The organism is Chryseobacterium sp. CBo1 (assembly GCF_001693475.1).
Classification (GTDB): domain Bacteria; phylum Bacteroidota; class Bacteroidia; order Flavobacteriales; family Weeksellaceae; genus Chryseobacterium; species Chryseobacterium formosense.
On the sequence record NZ_MAUH01000025.1, the window covers coordinates 1 to 22,893 of the forward strand.

The 22,893-nt window shown below is 35.2% G+C and carries 18 protein-coding genes, 1 pseudogene and 1 riboswitch; of the genes and pseudogenes, 2 read left to right on the plus strand and 17 right to left on the minus strand.

What is annotated here, in order from left to right; all coding sequences use genetic code 11:
- From BA768_RS20925 to BA768_RS13780, 8 genes and pseudogenes are all read right to left on the minus strand, one after another.
- Nucleotides 1-127, minus strand: a pseudogene (locus tag BA768_RS20925) (nicotinate-nucleotide diphosphorylase (carboxylating)); the annotation flags it as partial.
- Nucleotides 128-129: 2 nt separating this feature from the next.
- The gene (gene metF / locus BA768_RS13750) at nt 130-1,089 is read right to left on the minus strand and encodes a methylenetetrahydrofolate reductase [NAD(P)H] (protein WP_065721249.1); all 960 of its coding nucleotides are present in this window, start codon (nt 1,087-1,089) and stop codon (nt 130-132) included.
- Between the two features lie 159 nt (nt 1,090-1,248).
- Complete coding sequence (metH, locus tag BA768_RS13755) at nt 1,249-3,915, minus strand: methionine synthase (protein ID WP_065721225.1); 2,667 nt, start codon at nt 3,913-3,915, stop codon at nt 1,249-1,251.
- 4 nt (nt 3,916-3,919) lie between these two features.
- Entirely contained in the window at nt 3,920-5,011 is a 1,092-nt protein-coding gene (locus BA768_RS13760) for a fatty acid desaturase family protein (RefSeq protein WP_065721226.1), read from the minus strand.
- Between the two features lie 84 nt (nt 5,012-5,095).
- Nucleotides 5,096-6,106, minus strand: coding sequence for a homocysteine S-methyltransferase family protein (locus BA768_RS13765; RefSeq protein WP_065721227.1), 1,011 nt, complete (start codon nt 6,104-6,106; stop codon nt 5,096-5,098).
- 70 nt (nt 6,107-6,176) lie between these two features.
- Complete coding sequence (locus BA768_RS13770; RefSeq protein WP_065721228.1) at nt 6,177-7,343, minus strand: O-succinylhomoserine sulfhydrylase; 1,167 nt, start codon at nt 7,341-7,343, stop codon at nt 6,177-6,179.
- 105 nt (nt 7,344-7,448) lie between these two features.
- The gene (locus BA768_RS13775) at nt 7,449-8,993 is read right to left on the minus strand and encodes an ACT domain-containing protein (protein WP_065721229.1); all 1,545 of its coding nucleotides are present in this window, start codon (nt 8,991-8,993) and stop codon (nt 7,449-7,451) included.
- A 1-nt stretch (nt 8,994) separates the two neighbouring features.
- A complete protein-coding gene (locus BA768_RS13780) occupies nt 8,995-9,933 on the minus strand; it encodes an alpha/beta fold hydrolase (RefSeq protein ID WP_034678089.1) in 939 nt (312 codons plus the stop codon).
- Nucleotides 9,934-9,998: 65 nt separating this feature from the next.
- Nucleotides 9,999-10,106: riboswitch (SAM riboswitch) on the minus strand.
- 186 nt (nt 10,107-10,292) lie between these two features.
- Between BA768_RS13780 and BA768_RS13785 the strand changes: the two genes are divergently transcribed.
- The gene (locus tag BA768_RS13785) at nt 10,293-12,905 is read left to right on the plus strand and encodes an MGH1-like glycoside hydrolase domain-containing protein (RefSeq protein ID WP_065721230.1); all 2,613 of its coding nucleotides are present in this window, start codon (nt 10,293-10,295) and stop codon (nt 12,903-12,905) included.
- A gap of 185 nt (nt 12,906-13,090) precedes the next feature.
- Complete coding sequence (locus BA768_RS13790; protein WP_065721231.1) at nt 13,091-14,776, plus strand: T9SS type A sorting domain-containing protein; 1,686 nt, start codon at nt 13,091-13,093, stop codon at nt 14,774-14,776.
- Between the two features lie 71 nt (nt 14,777-14,847).
- Here the strand turns inward: BA768_RS13790 and BA768_RS13795 are convergent, their stop codons facing one another.
- The 9 genes from BA768_RS13795 to BA768_RS13835 form a co-directional block, all read right to left on the minus strand.
- Nucleotides 14,848-15,267, minus strand: coding sequence for an OsmC family protein (locus BA768_RS13795; RefSeq protein ID WP_047480434.1), 420 nt, complete (start codon nt 15,265-15,267; stop codon nt 14,848-14,850).
- 61 nt (nt 15,268-15,328) lie between these two features.
- Nucleotides 15,329-15,826 carry a DUF2314 domain-containing protein gene (locus BA768_RS13800; RefSeq protein ID WP_065721232.1) on the minus strand — a complete coding sequence of 166 codons (498 nt, stop codon included), beginning with the start codon at nt 15,824-15,826 and terminating at the stop codon, nt 15,329-15,331.
- Nucleotides 15,827-15,835: 9 nt separating this feature from the next.
- The gene (locus tag BA768_RS13805) at nt 15,836-17,158 is read right to left on the minus strand and encodes a DUF58 domain-containing protein (RefSeq protein WP_065721233.1); all 1,323 of its coding nucleotides are present in this window, start codon (nt 17,156-17,158) and stop codon (nt 15,836-15,838) included.
- 35 nt (nt 17,159-17,193) lie between these two features.
- On the minus strand, nt 17,194-18,234 hold the full coding sequence (locus BA768_RS13810) for an AAA family ATPase (RefSeq protein ID WP_065721234.1): 1,041 nt from the start codon (nt 18,232-18,234) through the stop codon (nt 17,194-17,196).
- Nucleotides 18,235-18,433: 199 nt separating this feature from the next.
- Nucleotides 18,434-18,901 carry an IS200/IS605 family transposase gene (gene tnpA, locus BA768_RS13815; RefSeq protein ID WP_065721235.1) on the minus strand — a complete coding sequence of 156 codons (468 nt, stop codon included), beginning with the start codon at nt 18,899-18,901 and terminating at the stop codon, nt 18,434-18,436.
- Nucleotides 18,902-19,002: 101 nt separating this feature from the next.
- A complete protein-coding gene (locus BA768_RS13820; protein ID WP_065721236.1) occupies nt 19,003-20,160 on the minus strand; it encodes a DUF4350 domain-containing protein in 1,158 nt (385 codons plus the stop codon).
- A gap of 15 nt (nt 20,161-20,175) precedes the next feature.
- The gene (locus BA768_RS13825; RefSeq protein ID WP_065721237.1) at nt 20,176-20,961 is read right to left on the minus strand and encodes a DUF4129 domain-containing protein; all 786 of its coding nucleotides are present in this window, start codon (nt 20,959-20,961) and stop codon (nt 20,176-20,178) included.
- A complete protein-coding gene (locus tag BA768_RS13830; RefSeq protein WP_065721238.1) occupies nt 20,954-21,916 on the minus strand; it encodes a DUF4013 domain-containing protein in 963 nt (320 codons plus the stop codon). Before BA768_RS13830 ends, BA768_RS13825 begins: the two co-directional genes overlap by 8 nt.
- Nucleotides 21,900-22,883, minus strand: coding sequence for a stage II sporulation protein M (locus BA768_RS13835; protein ID WP_065721239.1), 984 nt, complete (start codon nt 22,881-22,883; stop codon nt 21,900-21,902). The genes BA768_RS13830 and BA768_RS13835 overlap by 17 nt, the downstream gene beginning before the upstream one ends.
- Between the last annotated feature and the right edge of the window lie 10 nt (nt 22,884-22,893).

A 22,893-nucleotide genomic window follows, 5' to 3' on the forward strand; every position in this document is an offset into this window, starting at 1 on the left:
CCTTTGCATTGATGGCTTCCTGTACTTCTTCGAGATTTCTTGTTTCGACTTCGATTTTGAGTTTTTTCTTCGATTTCTTCACATAATCTTTTGCCATTTTTACAGCATTGGTAATGCTTCCGTTATATATTAAAATAGCTCTCCGGCTACTTTTTTAATATTGTCACTCTTTCCCATCGAGTAAAAATGTAAAACAGGAACTCCTAAATCCAATAATTCTCTGCATTGATTGATTGCCCATTCGATTCCGATTTGCTTTACCGCTTCGTTGTTTTTGGCATTTTCCACTTCATTAATTAATTCTTCAGGCAAATCAATTTTAAAAATCTGAGGTAAAACTTTCAAATGTTTTTTCGTTGCAATCGGCTTAATTCCCGGAATAATCGGAACTGTAATTCCCATTTCACGAGCTTTTGTAACAAATTCAATGAATTTTTTATTATCAAAAAACATCTGCGTTACGATATAATCGGCTCCGGCATCTACTTTTTGCTTCAGCCATTTTAGATCATAATTCATTGAAGGAGCTTCCATATGTTTTTCGGGATAACCAGCAACTCCGATGCAGAATTTATTATGTTCTTCACATTCTTCATCCTGATTATGAAGATATTTCCCTCTTCCTAAATCATTAATTTGATGAACCAAATCCATTGCACTTGCATGACCACCTTTTGTCGCTTCAAAATATTGATGTCCTTTCATAGCATCCCCTCTCAAAGCCATAATATTATCGATTCCAAGGTACATACAGTCTACCAAAAGATATTCTGTTTCTTCTTTTGTAAAACCTCCGCAAAGCAAATGCGGAACCGTATCTACATTATATTTATGCTGAATCGCCGCACAAATTCCTAAAGTTCCGGGACGCATTCTCGTAATGCGACGTTCCATCAAGCCGTTTCCTTTATCAATGTAAATATATTCTTCTCTGGAAGTCGTCACATCGATAAATGGCGGTTTAAATTCCATCAAAGGGTCTATGTTCTTATATAAATCTTCAATCCCAATTCCTTTTTGTGGCGGAACAACTTCGAGGGAAAACAAAGTTTTTCCGTTTGCGTTTTTTATGTGATCTGTAATCTTCATTTTATATTTTTGTTGCTTGATGAAAGTTGTTAGTTGGTTTTGATGAAAAAAAAAATCAACCAATAAACTTTCAATTACGAGCCCTATTCGATAATTTGTTTTACTATTTATTTTGAAGTTTGAGATTCGGCGGCGGCTTTGCCGCCGCCGAATCTCAAACTAAATTCCGTCAGCTAAATTAGGATTCAGCCATTTTCTGGCTTCCTGTAATGAAATTCCTTTTCTTTTTGAATAGTCTTTCAATTGGTCTTCTGCGATTTTTCCTAGCCCGAAATATTTTGCGTGCGGACTTCCAAAATAATATCCGGAAACAGCAGCGGTTGGGAACATGGCTAAACTTTCAGTCAAGTAAACTCCGATATTTTCTTCTACTTTTAGAAGATCCCAAATCGCATGTTTTTCTAAATGATCCGGGCAAGCCGGATAGCCAGGAGCAGGACGAATCCCTTTGTACTTTTCAGCAATTAATTCTTCGTTGCTTAAATTTTCCTGATTGGCATATCCCCAATATTCGGTTCTTACTTTTTTATGTAAAAATTCGGCATAGGCTTCTGCAAAACGGTCTGCCAAAGCTTTTACCATGATCGCGTTATAATCATCATTCGCTTTTTCATATTCTTCTGCCAATTCATCCGTTCCAAAACCTGTTGTTACACAGAAAGCTCCCATATAATCGGTTTTTCCTGAACTTTGAGGCGCAATAAAATCACTTAAAGCCAAATAATCTTTTCCTTTTGAGCGTTGAGCCTGTTGTCTCAGTGTCAGGAATTTTACTTTTTGTTCATTATTTTCATCGAAAATTAAAATATCATCCGTTTCATTAGAATTGGCTTTAAAAATTCCAAAAATGGCTTTTGCAGTCAGTAATTTTTCGTCTAGAATCCTTTTCAAAATAACCTGAGCATCTTTGAACAATTCTTTCGCCTGAATTCCGACCACCTCATCTTCTAAAATGTTTGGGTATTTCCCGTGCAGATCCCAGCTTCTGAAAAATGGCGACCAGTCGATGAATGGTAATAACTCTCTCAAATCCTGATTTTCAAAAACCTGAATTCCTAATTGATTTGGTGTAAAGATTTCTTCATTTTCCCAATCGATCTTAAACTTATCTTTTCGGGCGTCTTCAATCGAAACATAATCTTTATCAACCTGTCTGTTCAGAAACTTTTCTCTGAAATCTGAATAGTCACTTTTTAAATCTTCAACATATTCTTTATTTCTGTCACCCAACAATGAACTTACCACATTTACTGCTCTGGAGGCATCATTCACGTGAACAACTGCATTTTTATATTTTAAATCGATTTTAACAGCGGTATGCGCTTTTGAAGTTGTTGCACCACCGATTAACAAAGGAAAATCTAAATTTTGTCTTTCTAATTCTGAAGCGATGTAGACCATTTCGTCCAAACTAGGTGTAATCAATCCGCTCAAACCGATAACATCAACCTGATGATCAATCGCTGCCTGAATGATTTTTTCGGCAGGAACCATCACTCCTAAATCGACAATTTCATAATTGTTACAACCCAAAACTACGCTCACAATATTTTTTCCAATATCATGAACGTCTCCTTTTACGGTTGCCATTAAAATTTTTCCGTTGGCTTTCTGCGTCTGATCTTTTTCGGCTTCGATGAACGGCTGAAGATATGCCACCGCTTTTTTCATCACACGGGCAGATTTTACTACCTGTGGAAGGAACATTTTTCCGCTTCCAAACAAGTCACCGACAACGCCCATTCCGGTCATCAGATTAACTTCGATCACATGAAGAGGTTTCTCAGACTGTAGTCTTGCTTCTTCAACATCTTCTTCAATAAAACGATCGATCCCCTTTACTAATGAATGCGTAATTCTCTCCTGTAAAGGATGATTACGCCACTCCAGCTCTTCAACTTTTTCTTTTTTAACTGCTTTATTTCGTTCAGAATAGTCCAAAAGACGCTCTGTGGCATCTTCTCTTTTATCGAGAATTACATCTTCTACAAGCTCTAAAAGTTCTTTATTAATTTCATCATAAACTTCAAGCAATGCGGGATTCACAATTCCCATATTCATCCCCGCCTGAATCGCATGATACAGAAAAACCGAGTGCATCGCTTCTCGCACCGTGTCATTTCCTCTGAAAGAAAAAGAAACATTGGAAACTCCTCCACTTACCGAAGCATACGGAAGATTTTGGCGAACCCACCTTGTTGCTTCAATGAAATCGATTGCGTTTCTACGGTGTTCATCCATCCCCGTTGCAACCGGGAAAATATTTAAATCGAAAATAATATCTTCGGCAGGAAAATGGACAACTTCGGTCAATATTTTATAACTTCTTTCACAAATTTCGAGACGTCTTTCATAGGTATCAGCTTGTCCGACCTCATCAAATGCCATTACAATAACTGCCGCACCATATCTCTTAACTGCTTTTGCCTGTTTGATAAACTCTTCTTCACCACCTTTTAAGCTGATGGAATTTACCACACATTTACCCTGTACAACCTGTAATCCTGCTTCTAAAATTTCCCATTTTGACGAATCAATCATCAAAGGGATTCTTGAAATATCAGGTTCAGAAGCAATTAAATTTAAAAATTTAATCATGGACGCTTTTCCATCGATCAATCCGTCGTCAAAATTGACATCAAGAATCTGAGCACCGCCATCTACCTGATCTCTTGCGATATCTAAAGCTTCAGAAAATTTCTCTTCTTTAATTAATCTTAAAAACTTTTTGGATCCGGCAACATTGGTTCTTTCACCAACGTTGATAAAATTACTTTCCGGAGTAATAATCAAAGGCTCAAGCCCCGATAATCTTAAATATTTCATCAAATTATTCTTCTAAAATAAAATATGCGTTATTCGCATTTTGCTTCAGCAAATCCACATGTTTGCCCAAAGCGGTGAAAATTGGAAACCTTTTGTACGCCAAATTGTGTTCTTTGGCAAATTTTTCAATTTCCTCTGTAATTTCATTATAATATAAATAGCTGTAATTCGGGAAAAGATGATGGGCAACATGAAAGTTGAAATTTCCCAATACATTTCTCACAAACCAGTTATTTTCCTGTAAATCATTGGTTACTTCAAACTGATGTTGAAGCCAACTGAAAGGCAGTCCGTTTTTTTCATTCAATTTAGGAAAAGCATTATCAGGAAGCGGATGCAGAGGCAACAACACAAAAAGCGCAAAAATACTCGCTGCAATAACCTGTAAAAACCAAGCTTCTAAAGCCAAACCAATGGATACTTTAAAAAACAAAACCGGAACTGCAATCTGATAGAAAAAATAAAACAATTTAAAAGCAACCATTTTAATTTTTTCTTTTGTCGGAATTGCTCCCTGCGTTTTCAGAATCACCCTTTCATTATCGAAAAAATCTCGAAAATCACGGATAAACATCCAATTGAACAGATATAAAGGATACACCAGAAAGAAAAAGAAATGCTGGTATTTCTGAACACCTTTCGCTTTAATCCAGGGAACAATCAACAGAAGACCGCTCTGCTCGATGTCGGTATCCCAACCATCCACATTTGGATAAGCGTGATGCGCTGCGATGTGTCTTTTTTTCCAGATATAAGAATTGGCTCCCACAAAATCGAAAATCTGCAACACCAGACTGTTTAATTTTTTGCTTTTGTAAATATTGTTGTGAGCTGCTTCGTGAATTAAATTTAAATAAATCAAAACTAAAGAAATTCCCATCAACACAAAACTCGAAATGTAAATCCACGGTTTATCGACATTAAAAAGCGCAAAAACATATAAACCAAAATAGACCAAAGGCAAAATAATGGCTTTGATCTGAATGTAAAGATCCCTGTTTTCGGGAATGGCTTCTATACGCTGGTTCACTTTTTTTCTTAATTCATTAAACAGTTTTGCATCCTCTGAATTTTTAAGGTAAATCGGCTTTTCCATTTTCTTTAAATTTTGTGTGATATTTAAAGTTAATATTAAAAACCGTTTCCTTTTTTACCAATTCAATAAAAAAAATCTATCAAATCAGACAAATTCATTCAATTTTCTTGGCGGATACTGTGCAGCCAAATCAGCAATTGCTTTGATGTGATCAGGCGTAGTTCCACAACAACCTCCGATAATATTGATTAATCCTTTCTCCACGTATTCTTTGATCTGACCTGCCATATCTTCCGGTGTTTCGTCATATTTCCCAAAAGCATTAGGAAGACCCGCATTAGGATACGCCGAAACAGCAAATTCTGAATTGTGAGCCAATGTTTCCAAATATGGTGTCAATTGGTTTGCCCCTAAAGCACAGTTGAAACCGACACTCAATAAATTCAGATGTGAAACCGAAATTAAAAATGCTTCTGCGGTTTGTCCGCTCAACGTTCTTCCTGAAGCATCGGTAATCGTTCCTGAAACCATAATCGGGATTTTAATTCCTCTTTCGTCCTGAATTTCATCGATTGCGAAAAGAGCTGCTTTTGCATTTAATGTATCAAAAATGGTTTCCACCAATAAAATATCTGAGCCTCCGTCTAATAAAGCCTCGCATTGTTGTTTATAAGCAACTCTCAATTCTTCAAAGGTGATGGCTCTGTACCCAGGATCGTTTACATCAGGACTCAAGCTTGCCGTTCTGTTGGTTGGTCCGATAGAACCTGCTACAAATCTTGGTTTGTCAGGATTCTGAACTGTAAATTCATCACAAACTTTTCTTGCGATTTTTGCAGATTCGAAATTTAGTTCATAAACCAAATCTTCCATGTGATAATCTGCCATCGCAATCGTAGTTCCTGAAAACGTGTTGGTCTCCAGAATATCCGCGCCTGCTTCTAAATATTTCCTGTGAACTTCTTCAATGGAATGAGGCTGCGTCAATGACAATAAATCATTATTCCCTTTTACAGGATGTTCCCAATCTTTAAAACGTTCCCCACGATAATCTTCTTCTTCAAACTTATATCGTTGCAGCATTGTTCCCATCGCTCCGTCGAGAATTAAAATTCTTTCGGATAGTGCTTTGTATAATTGTTCTGAATTTTTCATTGTATGTTTCGGCTAAAGCCAATTTTGTATTTCGTTATTTTAAAACGGGCTGAAGCCCGTTCCTATTGAATTAATCCAATGCCTGTTTTAAATCTGCGATGATATCATCCACATTTTCCAAACCGACCGAGCAACGAACCAAACCGGCCGTGATTCCGACTTCATTTCTTTCTTCCTCTGTTAATTTTGAATGTGTTGTAGAAGCTGGATGCGTAACAATCGTTCTCGTGTCTCCCAAGTTTGCAGAAAGGGAACACATTTTAATTTTATCTAAAAAGTTCCTTCCGCCCTCAATTCCGCCTTTGATTTCAAATGCGACGATATTTCCGCCTAATTTCATCTGCTTTTTGGCAACTTCATAGCTTGGATGAGATGGCAGGAATGGATATTTCGTTAATTCTACATTCGGGTGGTTTTCTAAAAATTCAGCAACTTTTAAAGCATTTTCACAATGTTTTTCAACACGGATCGCCAAAGTTTCCAAACTTTTTGATAAAACCCAAGCGTTAAAAGGCGACATTGCCGGACCTGTATTTCTTGCAAACAGATAAATTTCACGAATCAGATCTTCTCTACCAACCGCTACTCCACCTAAAACACGACCCTGACCGTCGATCAACTTTGTTGCGGAGTGCACAACGATATCTGCTCCATATTTTATGGGCTGCTGTAGATATGGTGTTGCAAAACAATTATCAACAATGAAAATTAAATTATGTTTTTTTGCTATTTGTCCAAAAAATTCTAAATCCAAAACCTCAATCGCCGGATTGGTAGGCGTTTCCAGATATAAAATCTTTGTATTCGGCTGGATATATTTTTCTACGTTTTCAGCATCTTCTGCTTTGAAGTATGTTGTTTCAATATTCCATTTTGGGAAATATTTTGTGAACAATGTGTGCGTAGATCCGAAAACCGATTGGCAACTCACGATGTGATCACCTGCATTTAATAATGTTGCAAACGTTGAATAAATCGCTGCCATTCCCGTTGCGAAAGCATATCCAGCTTCTGCACCTTCCATTTTTGCAATTTTATCGGTGAATTCTGTTACATTCGGGTTTGAAAATCGGCTGTATAAATTTTTTGCTTTTTCTTCCGCAAAACTCGCTCTCATATCTTCCGCATCCTGAAAAACAAAGCTGGATGTCAAATACAATGGTGTAGAATGCTCGTCAAACTGCGTTCTTTCAGTTTGTGTTCTTATGGCGAAGGTTTCAAAATTTTCGTTTTCCATTTCTATATTTTCCGTAGGTTTTATTTACGGTTGTTTGTTATTATTTCTTTCCATAGGTTTCACCTAAGGCTATTAATATTGAACCCTTCGGGTTCAAATGGCTATTTATTTCGTTTCGCTTACTCTTAAAATATCTCCGAAAACACCTCTTGCGGTAACCTTAGCTCCGGCTCCGGCTCCCATGATGACAATTGGATTTTCGCCATAGCTTTCTGTGTAAACTTCGAAGATTGAATCTGAACCTTTCAGCTGTCCTAAAGCTGAAGTTGCAGGAACAGAAATTAATTTTACATCCAATTCACCTTTATCTTTTTGCAAATCACCATGTAAATCACCAACGTATCTCAACACATGACCCGGCTCCTGATTTTCCTTAATTTTTTGATATTCTGTGTCTAATTCTTCCAGTCTTGTAAGAAATTCTGGTTTTGAAATAGAAAGTAAATTTTCAGGAACAAGATTTTGAATATTGATATCATTAAATTCATTGATTAAATCTAATTCTCTCGCCAAAATCAATAATTTTCTTGCCACATCGTTTCCTGATAAATCTTCTCTTGGATCCGGTTCTGTATATCCTTTTTCCAACGCTTCGTTGATGATCGTGGAAAACTTATCATTTCTCAACGAAAAATTATTAAATACATAGCTTAATGTTCCGGAAAAAACACCCTTGATTCTTGTGATATTCTCTCCTGAAAGATGTAATAATTTAATCGTATCAATAAGCGGCAAACCTGCTCCAACATTGGTTTCGTAAAGATAACGTCTGTTATTTTTGTTCAACGTATATCTTAGTTTACGGTATTCTTCGATCGGAAGAGTGTTGAAAATTTTGTTGGAAGAAACCAGATCGAAACCGTTCTCTGCCAACGTATGATAATTATGTACAAAATCTTTACTCGCAGTATTATCAACAACGATAAGGTTTTCCAATTGATTTTCTTTTGAGAATCTGATTAATTCATTGACACTTGACGGACTTTCTGCCGTTAAAACCTCATCACTCCAGTTGTTTCCAAAGCCTTTTTTATTGAAGGCAATTTTTCTTGAATTGGCAACTGCCACAACTTTAAGATCAATTTTTTTGCGTCTTCTGATTTCTTCTGATGATTGTAAAACCTGCTCTATCAAAGTCTTTCCAACGTTACCGTGACCAATGATTGCTAAATGAACTGTTTTTGGTTTTTTAGAAATTTCAGACTCGATGATATTTTTCGCTTTTTCGTCCTGTGAAGATGTTACAACGATATTTACCCTTTTTTCTGCTGCAATTTGATTTAAAAGCAATGGAAAAACGTTATTTCTTGCCAGTTCCGCCAGAACTTTATTGAAATCTTCAGCAACAAATCCCAAAACCGAAACATTATTTATGCTGTAAATCTGAGAAACTTTCCCTGATTTTCTTTCTGCTTCAAATTCATCAATCAGACAATTTACTGCTTTTTCGGAATCGCTTTCCTGAACAAGAATAGAAATTCCGTTTTCGATGGCCTGTTGAGAAATTACTCCAACACTGATTCGCGCCAAAGTAAGCGCTTTGAAAATTCGTCCGTCAATCCCGATTTCTCCTAAGAAATCTTCCCCTTCAAATTTGATGATTGATCTGTTTTTTAAAAATTTTATTTCGTTAGCATTAATCTTACTCATTTTACAAAATATTTTTTATGATAGTATTTAATTGTTTATATTCCATTAAGAAGGCGTCGTGCCCGTGAATTGAGGTGATCTCGTGATAGAAAACATTTTCCTTTTTTTCTTTCAGCTTTTCAAAGCACATTCGGATTTCAGAAGCAGGAAAAAATAAATCAGTATCAACGGAGATCAAGTGCATTCGTGCCTGAATTTTCTCCAAATGATCTGCGTTGGCATTAATATTCATCAGCAAATGATTCATCAGCTTATAGGATTTCAAACTAAATCTTTCGTTTAAAGCGTTTCCGTGATAAATGAGCCAATCTTCAGATTCTAATCTATGTTTTTCCTGATTGTATTTGTTTTGAAATCTATCATTTAACGATTCCGGTGTTCGATAGCACAACATCGCATGAATTCTGGCTTTTTGTAATGGTTCATCATTTTGATTTAACAAAAATTTCTGAACCAGACATTGTGCATGAAGCCAATCGTGGGTTTTAAAATCGCAGGCAATGGGAATGAAAATTTCGGCAAGAGTTGGGTTTTTCACCAACATTTCCCAACCAATTCCGCCTCCTAAAGAACCTCCAATAATGGCATGTAAACTTTTAATATTTAAAATTTCAAGACCTTGTAAAAAGATATTTGCAATATCCGAAGGCGTGAAATCTTCGTAATCATCAATTAAAAAATCATCAAATCCGTTTCCGGGAATATTGAAACACAAAACTGTATATTGAGTCGTATCGATAACCTGATTGTCACCAATTAATTGTTTCCACCACCCTTTTTCTCCCGAAACATCTGAATTTCCGGTTAGAGCATGATTAACTAAAATGATCGGTGAAGAAAACAAGTCTTTCCCGAAAAGCTGATAGCTCAACGGGATATGATATTCCTTTTGGGAATTTGTACGATACGAAAGATTAATATAGTTTAGTTCTGTTTTCAATTCTATTATACTTTTTGATAATACAATTGAAAATGCCACAGGAAATGGCTGAAAAGAACTTCAGTAAGTTATCTGTCCAAAATAATTTTGGTAGAACGTAGCACCTTCATTGCTTGCGCAAAGGGTTGCTAAGGTTTCACAGGGTCTAATCCCTCAACCTTTCTTGATAACATTTTCAATATTTGAATGATCGAATGGTGCAAAGATAGAACTTTTCTTTTAAAAAATTAAAAAAATTTAACAATCATCAAAAAACTTAATATTGGTAAGGTTTTGCAGGGTTTATTAAGAATTATTCAGATTTAAAAAATTGGAATTCGTTTTCAAAAAAATTAACTTAGCAATGAAAATGACCGGAAATGAATATCGAAAAGCAAAGATTACAAGATAAAGACTGGAAAAACTGGGGACCTTATGTAAGCAACCGACAATGGGGAAATGTACGTGAAGATTACAGTCCGAACGGAAATGCATGGCATTTTGCAAACCACGATATTGCAGAAAGCCACACTTATCGATGGGGAGAGGAAGGTATTGCCGGAATTTCAGATACCAAACAGCTCTTTTGTTTTGCACTTTCTTTTTGGAATAAAAAAGATAAAAGAATAAAAGAACGTTTTTTTGGATTGAGTAATCCGCAGGGAAACCACGGGGAAGACATTAAAGAAATTTTTTATTATCTGGATAATACACCAACTCATAGCTATATGAAAATGGTGTACAAATACCCTATTAATGAATTTCCGTACGATGATATTGTTGCTGAAAACGCAAGACGTTCGAAAAAAGAGCAGGAGTATGAATTGTTCGACACCGGAATTTTTGATAACGACGAATATTTTGACATCTTCATAGAATATTGTAAATCTGATGCTAACGATATTTTAATAAGAGTTACTGTCTGTAACCGGAGTGATAAAGCTGCTCCGATTGTTGTTTTGCCTACAACCTGGTACAGAAACAATTGGAAATGGGGTTATAACGAATACAAAGGTCAGGTAGAAGCCGGAAAAGATGGCTGTATTAATGTTTTGCATGACAGTGTTCCAATAAAAAAGTTTTATTCAAAAAATAAAAATGTAGAGCAGGTTTTCTGTGACAATGAAACGAATCATCCGAAGCTACATGGTACTCCAATTGTAGAAAACGCATACTACAAGGACGGAATTAATGATTATGTTACTCAACAAAAAAACACAATAAATCCCAAAAAAAGAGGAACAAAAGCTGCATTTATTATCGATGAAATGATTGAAGCACAGCAATCCGAAGTGTTTGAATTCCGATTGTCGCCTTATGATATGGATGACGCTTTTTATCAGTTTGACGATATTTTTAATGCAAGAATAAATGAAGCTAATGAATTTTACAGTGAAATTCAGCAGGATATCTACAATGATGATGAGAAAAATGTTCAGAGACAGGCTTTCGCAGGACTTTTATGGAATAAACAATTCTATCATTATAATGTAGGAAAATGGCTGAATGGTGATCCTAATCACGAAGCTCCAAGAGATTTTAATAATTATGTGAGAAACACAGAGTGGGAGCATCTTCATAACAAAGACATCATTTCGATGCCCGATAAATGGGAATATCCTTGGTATGCGACTTGGGATTTGGCATTTCATTGTGTTCCGTTTGCGATTATTGATGCTGAGTTTGCAAAAAACCAATTGCTTTTATTGACCAAAGAATGGTATATGCATCCGAACGGACAAATGCCTGCTTATGAATGGAATTTAAGTGACGTAAACCCTCCTGTTCATGCATGGTCATGCTTCCGGGTTTTTAAAATTGATGAAAAAACAAACGGAAAGCCCGATCTATTATTTTTAGAAAAAGTTTTTCAGAAATTATTGTTAAATTTCACTTGGTGGGTTAACCGAAAAGATAAAAACGGGAAAAATATTTTTGGCGGTGGTTTCCTCGGACTCGATAACATCGGTGCCTTTGACCGGAATATGGAGCTTAAAGATGGTGAACATCTCGAGCAAGCCGACGGAACAAGCTGGATGGCAATGTATGCGCTGAATATGATGCGAATAGCAATGGAACTTGCCCAATATTATCAGGTGTATGAAGATATGGCAATCAAATTCTTTGAACACTATCTTTATATTGCAGAAGCCATGGAAAATATGGGAGAAGGAAAAGAGGGATTATGGAATGAAGAAGATGGTTTCTTCTACGATGTTTTACAGTTAGGGAACGGCGAAAGTGTTTCGTTACGATTGAGAAGTATTGTCGGTCTGATTCCTATGTTTGCTGTAGAGATTATTGACCATCATTTGCTTGATAAAATGCCAAATTTCCGTGAAAGAATGGAATGGGTATTAAAAAATAAGCCAGAACTTACTTCCTTGGTTTCGCATTGGGAAGAAGAAGGAAGCGGAAGAAAACATTTGATGAGTATCCTCAGAAAAACAAGGCTAACTAAGGTTTTGAACCGAATGCTCGACGAAAAAGAATTCCTGAGTTCTTACGGAATTCGTGCGATGTCGAAAGTTTACGAAGAAAATCCATTTGTTTTTACTGTTCACGGAAACAAAAATGTGGTTTATTATACTCCTGCAGAAAGTGACAGCCGAATGTTTGGTGGAAACAGTAACTGGCGTGGTCCTATTTGGTTCCCGATCAATTTCCTGATTGTGGAAAGTTTACAGCGTTTTCATTTTTATTACGGAAACAGCTTAAAGGTGGAATTCCCGACCGGAAGTGGAGAAAAGAAAAATTTAGATGAAGTTGCTCAGAATATCAGCGGACGATTATGCTCCATTTTCATGAAGGATGAAAGCGGACAGCGTGCTTTTAACGGTGGGAATTACAAATTCAACTATGATGAGCATTTCAGAGACTACATTACTTTCTATGAATATTTCCATGGAGATAACGGAAGAGGCGTCGGAGCTTCGCATCAGACAGGATGGACTGCAACGGTGGCGAAACTTTTAAAACCCAGATTAGCATAAATATTTTTAATCACTATAAAATAAAGACCAGTAATTTCCTTTACTGGTCTTTTTTTTATTTTATCAAATAACTCACTTTTGAAAAATTTAATTAAATATTTATTAAATTTTATACCATAATCCCTCACAGTTATCAACCAAATATGTAAATTAGCACACAGAATTCAAATCAACAATTATTAACTATGAAAAGAAAATTACATTCTGTTTTTGTAACGGCTTCATTTGCTTTGTTTTTTAATCAGACGAATGCACAACAGTATCAAACTATGCCTGTACAAAGTGGCTTTAATGCAGACGTTATTGCCAACGGTGTCGGAACATCAGCAAGTTCTACGACGAACGATGTAGACGGAGTAAGCTATGTATTTGTATCTAAAGATTATAAACTTACAGCAGCCGACTCACCCCTTACTTACGGACTGCCTATAGGTGGATTGATTAATTCTGAAGTTGCAGCAACAACCGGATTATCTTATCAATTAGGTTCGTATTCAGGGAATAATTCGCTTCGTCTCAGCAATACCACAACTTCAGGAACCCTTGCTTTTACAACACCGATTCCTGCAATAAGTTTATATATGCTTGCAACGGGAGGAAGTGGAGCTGCAACCGTAGATGCCGTTGTAAATTTTTCTGATGGTACAACACAGCCTTTTACCGGAATTAGTATTTCTGATTGGTATGACGGTTCAAACTACGCCATTCAAGGTATCGGAAGAATTAATGTAAACAATGATAATCTTGAATCTGGAAACGGAACAAATCCGAGATTATATCAGATTCCTATGGCGATCAACAGCGCTAATCAGTCAAAAAACATTACCAGTATTACGATCACCAAAACAAGCACAGGAGGAAGTATTCCTAATATTTTTGCATTTTCAGCAGATGCTTATAATTCTTGCTTACCTCCTTCCAACATTACTGCTACAACAACACCTGTAAGTGCCGTATTGAGCTGGACAGCACCAACAAGTGCTCCTTCTTCAGGATATGAATATTATTATAACACCACAGGAACTCCACCAAGTGCAACAACCTCACCTACAGGTTCGGTTGCTGCAGGTACAACTTCGGTACCTCTGAATGGTTTGGCAACAGGTCAAATCCATTATTTCTGGGTAAGATCAAACTGTGGAACAACTAAAGGATTCTGGAAGATGATAACATTTACCCCAGGTCAGGTTACTGCAACTTTAACAACAGGTGATATCAGTACAGAATTTGCAGACAACGATCCGACAGCAACATCTACATCAGGTTGTCCCGGAACTTTATCTGTAACGATTCCTGCAGGTTATAAAATTTCATCTACAACCGTTGCTTATAAAATGACTGCAACAAATAATGCTTATATGTCTGAACAAAGAAGTATTTTGGTATGTACCACCAATAGTACAGCCGAATCTGCAATATCATCAGGTTCGGGAGGCACAGAGGGAACATATTCTTATGAAAGATCGGGCTTAACTCTGGCAAATAATCTTACGGGAACAGTTAATTTCCAAATGAATGCATGGAGAAAATGGGGAGATGAAAGTTTAGGCTGTGACACATCATTTAATAAAGTTGATAACAATACATGGAAAATAACCGTTACATTAGCTCCTGATAATTTATCAACAAATGAGGTAAAAACAGAGAAGAAAAATCTGATTTCGCCAAACCCTTTCAGTGAAACTATTACCATTAAAAATGCTGAAAAAGTGAAACAAATTGTGGTGACAGATCTTTCGGGAAGAAGCATCAGAACGATAAGCAATCCATCATCAACACTTCAATTAGGAGATTTAAAATCAGGATTGTATATTTTAAATTTAACAATGACAGACGGAACATCTGAAAACGTGAAGGTCATTAAAAAATAATATATTTAACCAATTATTAAAAAGGCTGTACATTTTTCAAATGTACAGCCTTTATTTTTATTTCATTTCATTTAAACCTTCTCTCCGTTTACAAAAACTTCATATCCAATCTCTACGGTTGGCTCCAAAGTTTTTGATACAGAACAATATTTATCGAAAGATAATTCTGATGCTTTTAAAGCTTTTTTAGGATCAATATTTCCTTCCAGTAAAAATTTCACCTTGATTGATTTGAATGGTTTTGCATCATCCACTGGAATTCTTTCACCTTCAACTTCTGCTTTAAAGCCGGTAATTTCCTGTCTCTGCTTTTTTAAAATTGAAACAACATCAATTCCGCTGCAACCAGCAACCGCCATTAAAACACTTTCCATTGGCGAAACACCTTTTGCCCCAGGTTGAGAAGTATTATCCAGTAAAATTGAATTTCCCTGAGCGTTGGTACATTCAAATAAAAAATCGTCGTTGATTCTGTTTAAAGTAATTTTCATTTTGCTTATTGCTTGGTACAAAATTATAAAATCTTCAGTTAAGATTAAATTGTATTAGGTTTTATTCATAAATCAAACCCTGTGAATCCATCTCTTTTTTTTCTTCATTACTCATGGTTTCTCTTAAAACCTTTACGGTATAAGCTCCTTTCACCACATTCTTATCATAATACATCCAATCTGAAAGATTATCAAGGTTTACAACAATCTCATCTCCAAGTTTAATATCAAGAGGATTTACCGGTTCATTCTGAACAATTCCACGGTATTTCCCGTTATCAAAAACAATATCTCCAATCCAGATATGTTCGCCGCCTTCCTGAGTATCAAACCTTTGCTTAATCGCAAAATTTGAGAAATCAGGGTTCTTACTTATCAGTGCCGGATGAAAATTGGTCTGAAAAGTTTTCTTTGCATTTTCAATAGCGGCATTCATTCCTGCATCTTCAGGCTGTACGAGCAAAACTTCAGGTTCACCGTCTCTCTGAATTCTTTCTCTTTTGTTCTCGCAGCTTACAATTATTAGCAAAATGACTGCAACAATAATTAATTTTCTCATCTGTTTTGTTTATAAAATTCCTCTTGCCTTGATCTCAAGATATTTATTAATCACCTCTACATTAAGATTTTCAGGTAGCGTGTACACAGAGTAAATTCCATATTTTCTTAATTCCTGAATGATCAGTTTCTTTTCAAACTCAAATTTTTCGGCGATAATTTCGTCATAAATTTCCTGCATATTTTCGGGATTGGTATGAATGAGCTTCTGAATTTCGGTATTTTTAAAGAAAACAACAACCAACAAGTGATTTTTGGCAATTCCACGAAGGTATTTCATTTGTCTGTTTAAACCATCCAACGTTTCAAAATTGGTAAAAAGCAAAACCAGACTTCGTTGATTAATTGAGTATTTTACATCCTGATACAACCGGTTGAAGTCGCTTTCAAAAAAATCAGTTTTAATATTGTATAATGCCTCAGAAATTTTTCTTAGTTGCCCTGATTTGTTATCGGCCGCAACTTTGTTTTCAGCTCTTTTAGAAAAAGTCATCATTCCGGCACGGTCGCCTTTTTTGAGAATAATATGAGACAAAGCCATTGTTGCATTGATGGAATAATCGAGAAGACTTAAGCCGTTGAAAGGCATTTTCATTGTTCTTCCTTTATCAATCAGCATAAAAATACGCTGCGATTTTTCATCCTGAAACTGATTTACCATTAAACGATTTGTTTTTGAAGTGGCTTTCCAGTTTATCGTTCGAACATCGTCTCCGGGAATATATTCTTTAATCTGCTCAAATTCCATAGTGTGTCCCAATTTTCTGATTTTCTTGATTCCGCCTAAAAGAAATTCATTCTGGAGAGCCATCAGTTCGTACTTTCTCAAATGAATAAATGAAGGATATGAAGTCAGATTAGCATCTTTCTGAAATATAAATCTTTTAGAAACGAAACCTATCGGCGAAGAAGCATAAATATTTAACGCTCCAAAATGATATTCACCCCTTTCTTTCGGTTCTAAAAAATACTGAAACAAAATATTTTTCCCCGATTCAATTTCCTTTGTAATTAAAAAATCTCTTTTCTGAAACTGAAACGGAATTTCATCAATTACCTTTACATTAATTTTAAAAATGTAATTGTTTTTAATATCAATTTTTACTGCATTTTCATCACCATTTGATAGTTTTTCAGGTAAAATTCTCTGGGCCAAAACCGCATCTTTCTGTCTGAAAACAAGCAAATAATCAACAAATACCGTTAGGAAAATCAACAATAAAAGTGAATGTCCTAAAATCATAAAAAACGGAAAGAAAAATGCCAAAACATAGAGCATTCCTACACCGATGAGTGCAAAGAAAAAACGTGTATTGATGTATAAGTTTTTCATATTTCAGATGGCAGATTTCTGTAGTTTAAACAAAATTATCTAGGAATTTCTATTCCTTCCAGAATTTGTCTGATAATTTCATCAGCAGTAAGACCTTCCATTTCTCTTTCAGGAGAAACAATTACTCTGTGTCTTAAAACTGCATAACTCGCTTCTTTAATATCTTCCGGTGTTACAAAATCTCTTCCTCTCAATGCAGCAAAAGCTTTGGAAGCCGTTAATAATGCTAAGCTGGCTCTTGGAGAAGCTCCTAAATACAGGAATTGATTTTCTCTTGTATTAATGATGATTTTAGCAATGTATTCAATCAGTTGAGACTCAACAATGATTTCTTTTACCAATTTTTGGTAGTGATTAAGCTGTTGTGCGGTGATAACTTTATTAACCGCTTCCGTTTTATCTTCTAATCTGTTGTCATGTTGGTTCTTGATAATCGCAACTTCCTGTTCAAGGGTCGGGTAACCTACATTAATTTTAAATAAAAAACGGTCAAGCTGAGCTTCCGGAAGTCTATACGTTCCTTCATGCTCAATTGGGTTTTGGGTGGCGATTACAAGGAATGGTTCTTCCATCTCATAACGATTTCCGTCGATAGTAATCTGCTTTTCTTCCATTACCTCAAACAAAGCAGCCTGAGTTTTTGCCGGAGAACGGTTGATCTCATCAATCAGAATAAAGCTCGAGAAAATAGGACCTTTTTTAAATTCAAATTCTGAATTTTTCATACTGAAAACCGATGTTCCCAAAATATCGGAAGGCATCAAATCCGGCGTAAACTGGATTCTGCTGAAATCTACATCAATCGTTTTTGATAATAATTTTGCCGTAATCGTCTTCGCAACCCCGGGAACTCCTTCAATCAGAACGTGACCGTTGGAAAGTAAAGCAGCTAAAAGATGCTCAACCATATTTTCCTGACCGACAATTACTTTTGCGATTTCCGTTTTTACTTTATTTAAATTCTCACGAAGATCGATCATATCAATTCTTGATTGAAATTCGTCCTGAGTTTTTTGTTCTTTATTTAGGTTGATCGAACTTTGAAATTCTACATTCTGTTCTTCGTTATTTTCCATATTGTTTTGTTTTTATTTTTGAAAAAATGTTTCGCTCCTACGGAGCTCACTTTCACTTCTTATTTTTTTCTGCAAAGGTCAGACTCCTACGGAGCCTTCCTCCTCGAAAGCAAATATTCCCATTTAGTTTTAAGAATGACGAACTCCACCTTTTTAGGAGATTTTATGTTATTTTGCGGAGCTCCGTAGGAGCGACACCTTAATCATCATAAAATTCAAAAACATATTCATTCTTATAATCAATTTCAAATTTGGTTAAAAATTCAATATATTCTTCTTTAAAAGATTGTTTTTCGTGATGCTTCTTCTGATTTAAAATATATTTAATCACCGAATCAATTTGGCTTTTAGAATACGAAAATGCACCATAACCTTCCTGCCAGTGAAATTTACCTAAAAACCAATTTTCATCATTAATTAGTTTTGAAGAATTAGATTTTATATCTCTCACAAGATTTGGTATAAGAACATTCAAATTATTATATCCTATTAAAATATGAATATGGTCTGGATTTGCGTAAACAGCCAACAGCTTTTGATGGTTATTATCAATAATTCCGCTAATATATTTTTCTAAGCGAATGCGGTTTTCTTCACGAATCAACCGCTCTCTACCTTTTACAGCAAAAATCAGTTGAATATAAATTTGTGAATAGGTATTCGCCATTATTTCAAATTTCTGTCTTTAGTTTCGCTCCTACGGAGCTCATATTTTGTAATCCCAATTCTTATACAAAGGTCAGACTCCTACGGAGTCTTCCGAAATCTCTATTTTAAAATATCGTCTAAAAGCTTGTTAATACGTGCCAAATCTTCTTTCATTACACTTGCATAAGGATCTTGCGCTCTCTTGATTAAATCAATGGCTTCGTTAATCATTTCTGCTGGTTTTCCGGTTTTTAACTGAAGTTTTTTTGCAAATTCGTCATCCAGATTCTGGGTATCAATCAAAAGATCAATTCTTACTTTATTTAAAAAATATTGTGCTTTTTTTGCCATCATATCATGGAAATCACCTTCCTGCAGATAAAGATTTCCGATACTTTTCACAAAATCAGCCGAAGTATTTTTTAGTGGTTCAATGATGGGAACAATTCTCTGCTTTCGTTTTATATTAAAGAAAATAAACAAAACCATTCCTCCTAAAAATACCCACCAAGCGTATTTCAAAGGCGGATTAGAAAGAATAAACCTCAACAGAAAACTAGATTCTCTGGTATTACTTTCAACAAACCACAAAGTCTCTTTATCTTCCAGGTAAGAAAAAACACTTTGAGCATATCTTACATTTCCAGACTTCAGCAGATAATAATTGGTCAGGAAAAGCGGTTCGCAATGCACGTAAACATTTCCTTTCCCGAAAGGTGCTTTGATAAAGTTTGCCTGGTCTTCATTATTTTCTTCAACAGTTTTTCCTAAAACCTGAACATTAGGTTTGATGTAAGAAAAGCCTCTTCCTGATGGAAATTTATCTAGCTTAATAAAATCGTTCTGATATTTTTTATCGGTTAGCTTTAAAACATTTTGGTCTTCATAGGAAATTTTAGAACCATAAAAACCAATTGAATCTGAAACATTTTTAGGAAGCCGTGTTGCAATAATCATTGCATCGGAACCTTTGGAAACTTCATCTAAAATTTTCTTCCACGACTCTGGGTCGATTTCGCTTTCTATGACCAGAATATTGTGTGGTTTTCTACTTTTTTCAGTATAATAGTCATAAGGAGCAACATCAATTTTAGACAGCTTATTCTTAAAAAGATCTTTCACTTCTTTATTAAAAACGAAAAGCCCAAAAGGAGATTTCTGATTAACGTCGAAATTTTTGCGCCAGTCTGTAACTTCCTTTTTGTTTACTTCAAACAATGCAAGAATCACCATGATAATGATGAAAATAACAGCATATATTTTGAAAGTTTTATTCATTTTTAAAGAAGATTATTATGGTTTAAAACCCTGAAACTGGTTTTTAAATTTGTTGTAACTATTTTCGTCAATACTAAATTCTCCATACCAAACGTAATCGAAAATGTAGGAAAGATTATAAAAATCATTCTTCAGATGATTCGCTTTTAATTCAGAAACGTAGTCTTTGTTTGTCTTTTCAGGATTCCAGAGGATAAGTTTTTTATCGCTTAATTTTTTAAGAATATAAAGAAACTGATAACGTACTGCAGAACGGTAATCTCTGTCATTTTCAAACTTTGCAATGCTTTGCGGAAAATTGATTTCGTGGATATTTTCATGAAGCTCTTCATCGTTGATTTCCACTTTCTTATTTTTCTTTCCGAAAAACCTTAAACCATTATTATTAATTAAAAATTTAATGATAAAATACAATAGAAAACCAACCAAAAGTATCGCAAAAAGTCTGATAACGACATTCGTAATCTGTGATGAAGTTTCCATACTTGTATCCCCAAAAATAGCACGGATAAGCTGAATTATTTTGCGCTGAAGCTTTTCAAAAAATGATTCTCTTGGCTTTGAAGTCGTATAGTCGAACTCATTTCCTTTATATCTCGAAGGGAGATTTTCTTTAAACTTTTTCGGGAAAACTGTATTTTCTGTTTGAGGGTTTGCTTTTAAAACAGAATCTGCAACATACATATTCTTGTAATGTGCAGTCACAACAGTATCTTCGATGTAAAAATCGTCTTCATAATCCTGAGCTTTTATTAACCCAAGATTCATTATTATCAATAAAAAAAGAAGAATTTTATTCATTGACGCCAATCGTTTCAATTTCTTCGAGTTCTACTTTCTGATGAAAATCTCTTCTGCTGTCATAGTACATCAATCCTGAATTGACATACAACAGATTTGAAAGGAAAAACGAAACTAATGTAGATACTCCGTACAATACAAAAATCAGCACCCCGAAACCACCTGTAAAAGGATTTTGCTCAAAATTTCCGTCAGGCGCAGTGGTAAAAAGATTCAACATGAAAAGTATCATCGGAATCATGGTAAAAATGGTGGTAATGACGTACAAAATAATCAATAGAACCAAAGTTGCACCCCAATATTTCCAGTAAGGCGATCCTTCCCTGTTATTTGCGTAAGAAAACTGAGAACGGATGGAATAGCTTAAGCTTTCAAAAAAACCTCTGCTGCTGTTGAAATAATCAAACATTAAAAAGTTAATGATATTGATGACAACCGGGAAAACAAGCAGCAAAATAAAAAAACCTATAACGACAAAAATTAAAGCATAGGAAACCCCAACAATAATGGTTGCCAAAGGCATGACAATAAATATTAAACCTAATAAAAGTTTACCAATTTTACCTGAATTCTGCTTAAAATCCGCAAGAATATCATCCGTTTTAATGGTAGTTTGTCCGTCTGAAAGTCTTTTCATATAAAAAACCGGGAAAAGATAATTGACAATCATTAATGCCATAAAAAGCAAAAAAGTAACGATTCCGACCACTATAAACATTCCCATATTATTCTCAAAATATGATTCAAAATAGTAGCTTTCCCCGCTCATATTCGAACCAAAAATCTGCATAAATAACTCTCTGTAGCCGAAAATAAAAATGGCAACCATCACAATCATCAAAAGCCCGTTCAGCAGAATATAATTTTTGAAATAGTTTTTGCCATATTGTTTGAAGAACGCAAAACTGTCACTAATAAACGCTCCGAAATCTCTTTTTTTATAAAATTGCATCATTGATCTGTTTTTTTACTCTTTGGTTAACAATATGAGGATAGATAAAATAATAAAAGCCAATAATTCCGAGACAGCCGAAAATAATGATCAGATTAAGAACCAACGGCATTTTTAGCGCATGTCTTGTCACATAACCTTCGATAATTCCGGCACAAATTGTAAATGGAATTGTGCTTAAAAATATTTTAAATGAATTTTTGAATCCGTTTTTAAATGAATTAAATCTTGAAAGCGTTTTTGGAAAAAGTATGGAAGTTCCCAAAATCAAACCACACATCCCTTCGACCACCATGCTGAAAATCTCAAACGCTCCGTGAAGCCAGATTCCTCTTGCACTGTCTCCCAAAGCTCCATGTTCGTAGAAAAAATACTGGAAAGTTCCTACCATAATAGAATTCTGCATCAAAAGATATAAAGTTCCAAGTCCGCAGGTAATTCCGTAGATATACAGTTTTGCGCCGACCAGAATATTGTTGAATGTAATTCCGATGGTACTCCCCCAAGTCGAGCCATCCTGATAAACACCGACTGCGTTTCCGTTTTTGATGTTTTCGATGGTCATATTCACATAACCTTCGCTCAGAATAAGATTGGCGAAATCTTTATCGTAAATCGCCGAAAGAACACCAATCAGCATAAAAAATATAAAGAATAGAAATGAATAAACAAGATACCTTCTGTATTCGTAAACAATAAGCGGAACTTCAGTTTTGAAGAAGTAAACCAGCCTGTTTTCTTCAACTCTTTTGGTTTTATAAATTTTCTGAAAGATCTGGGATGAAAGATGATTTAAATAAACAACAGTATTGCTTTTAGGATAATAAGTCTGTGCAAATGAAAGATCATTCACAAGGTTGATATACAGCGAAGACAGGTCATCAGGATTTTTTTTAATTTTCCCTTGAACAACCTGCTCAATTCCCAACCATTTTTCTTTATTTTGTTTAATGAAATAAACCTCTCTCATATTGTAAGGC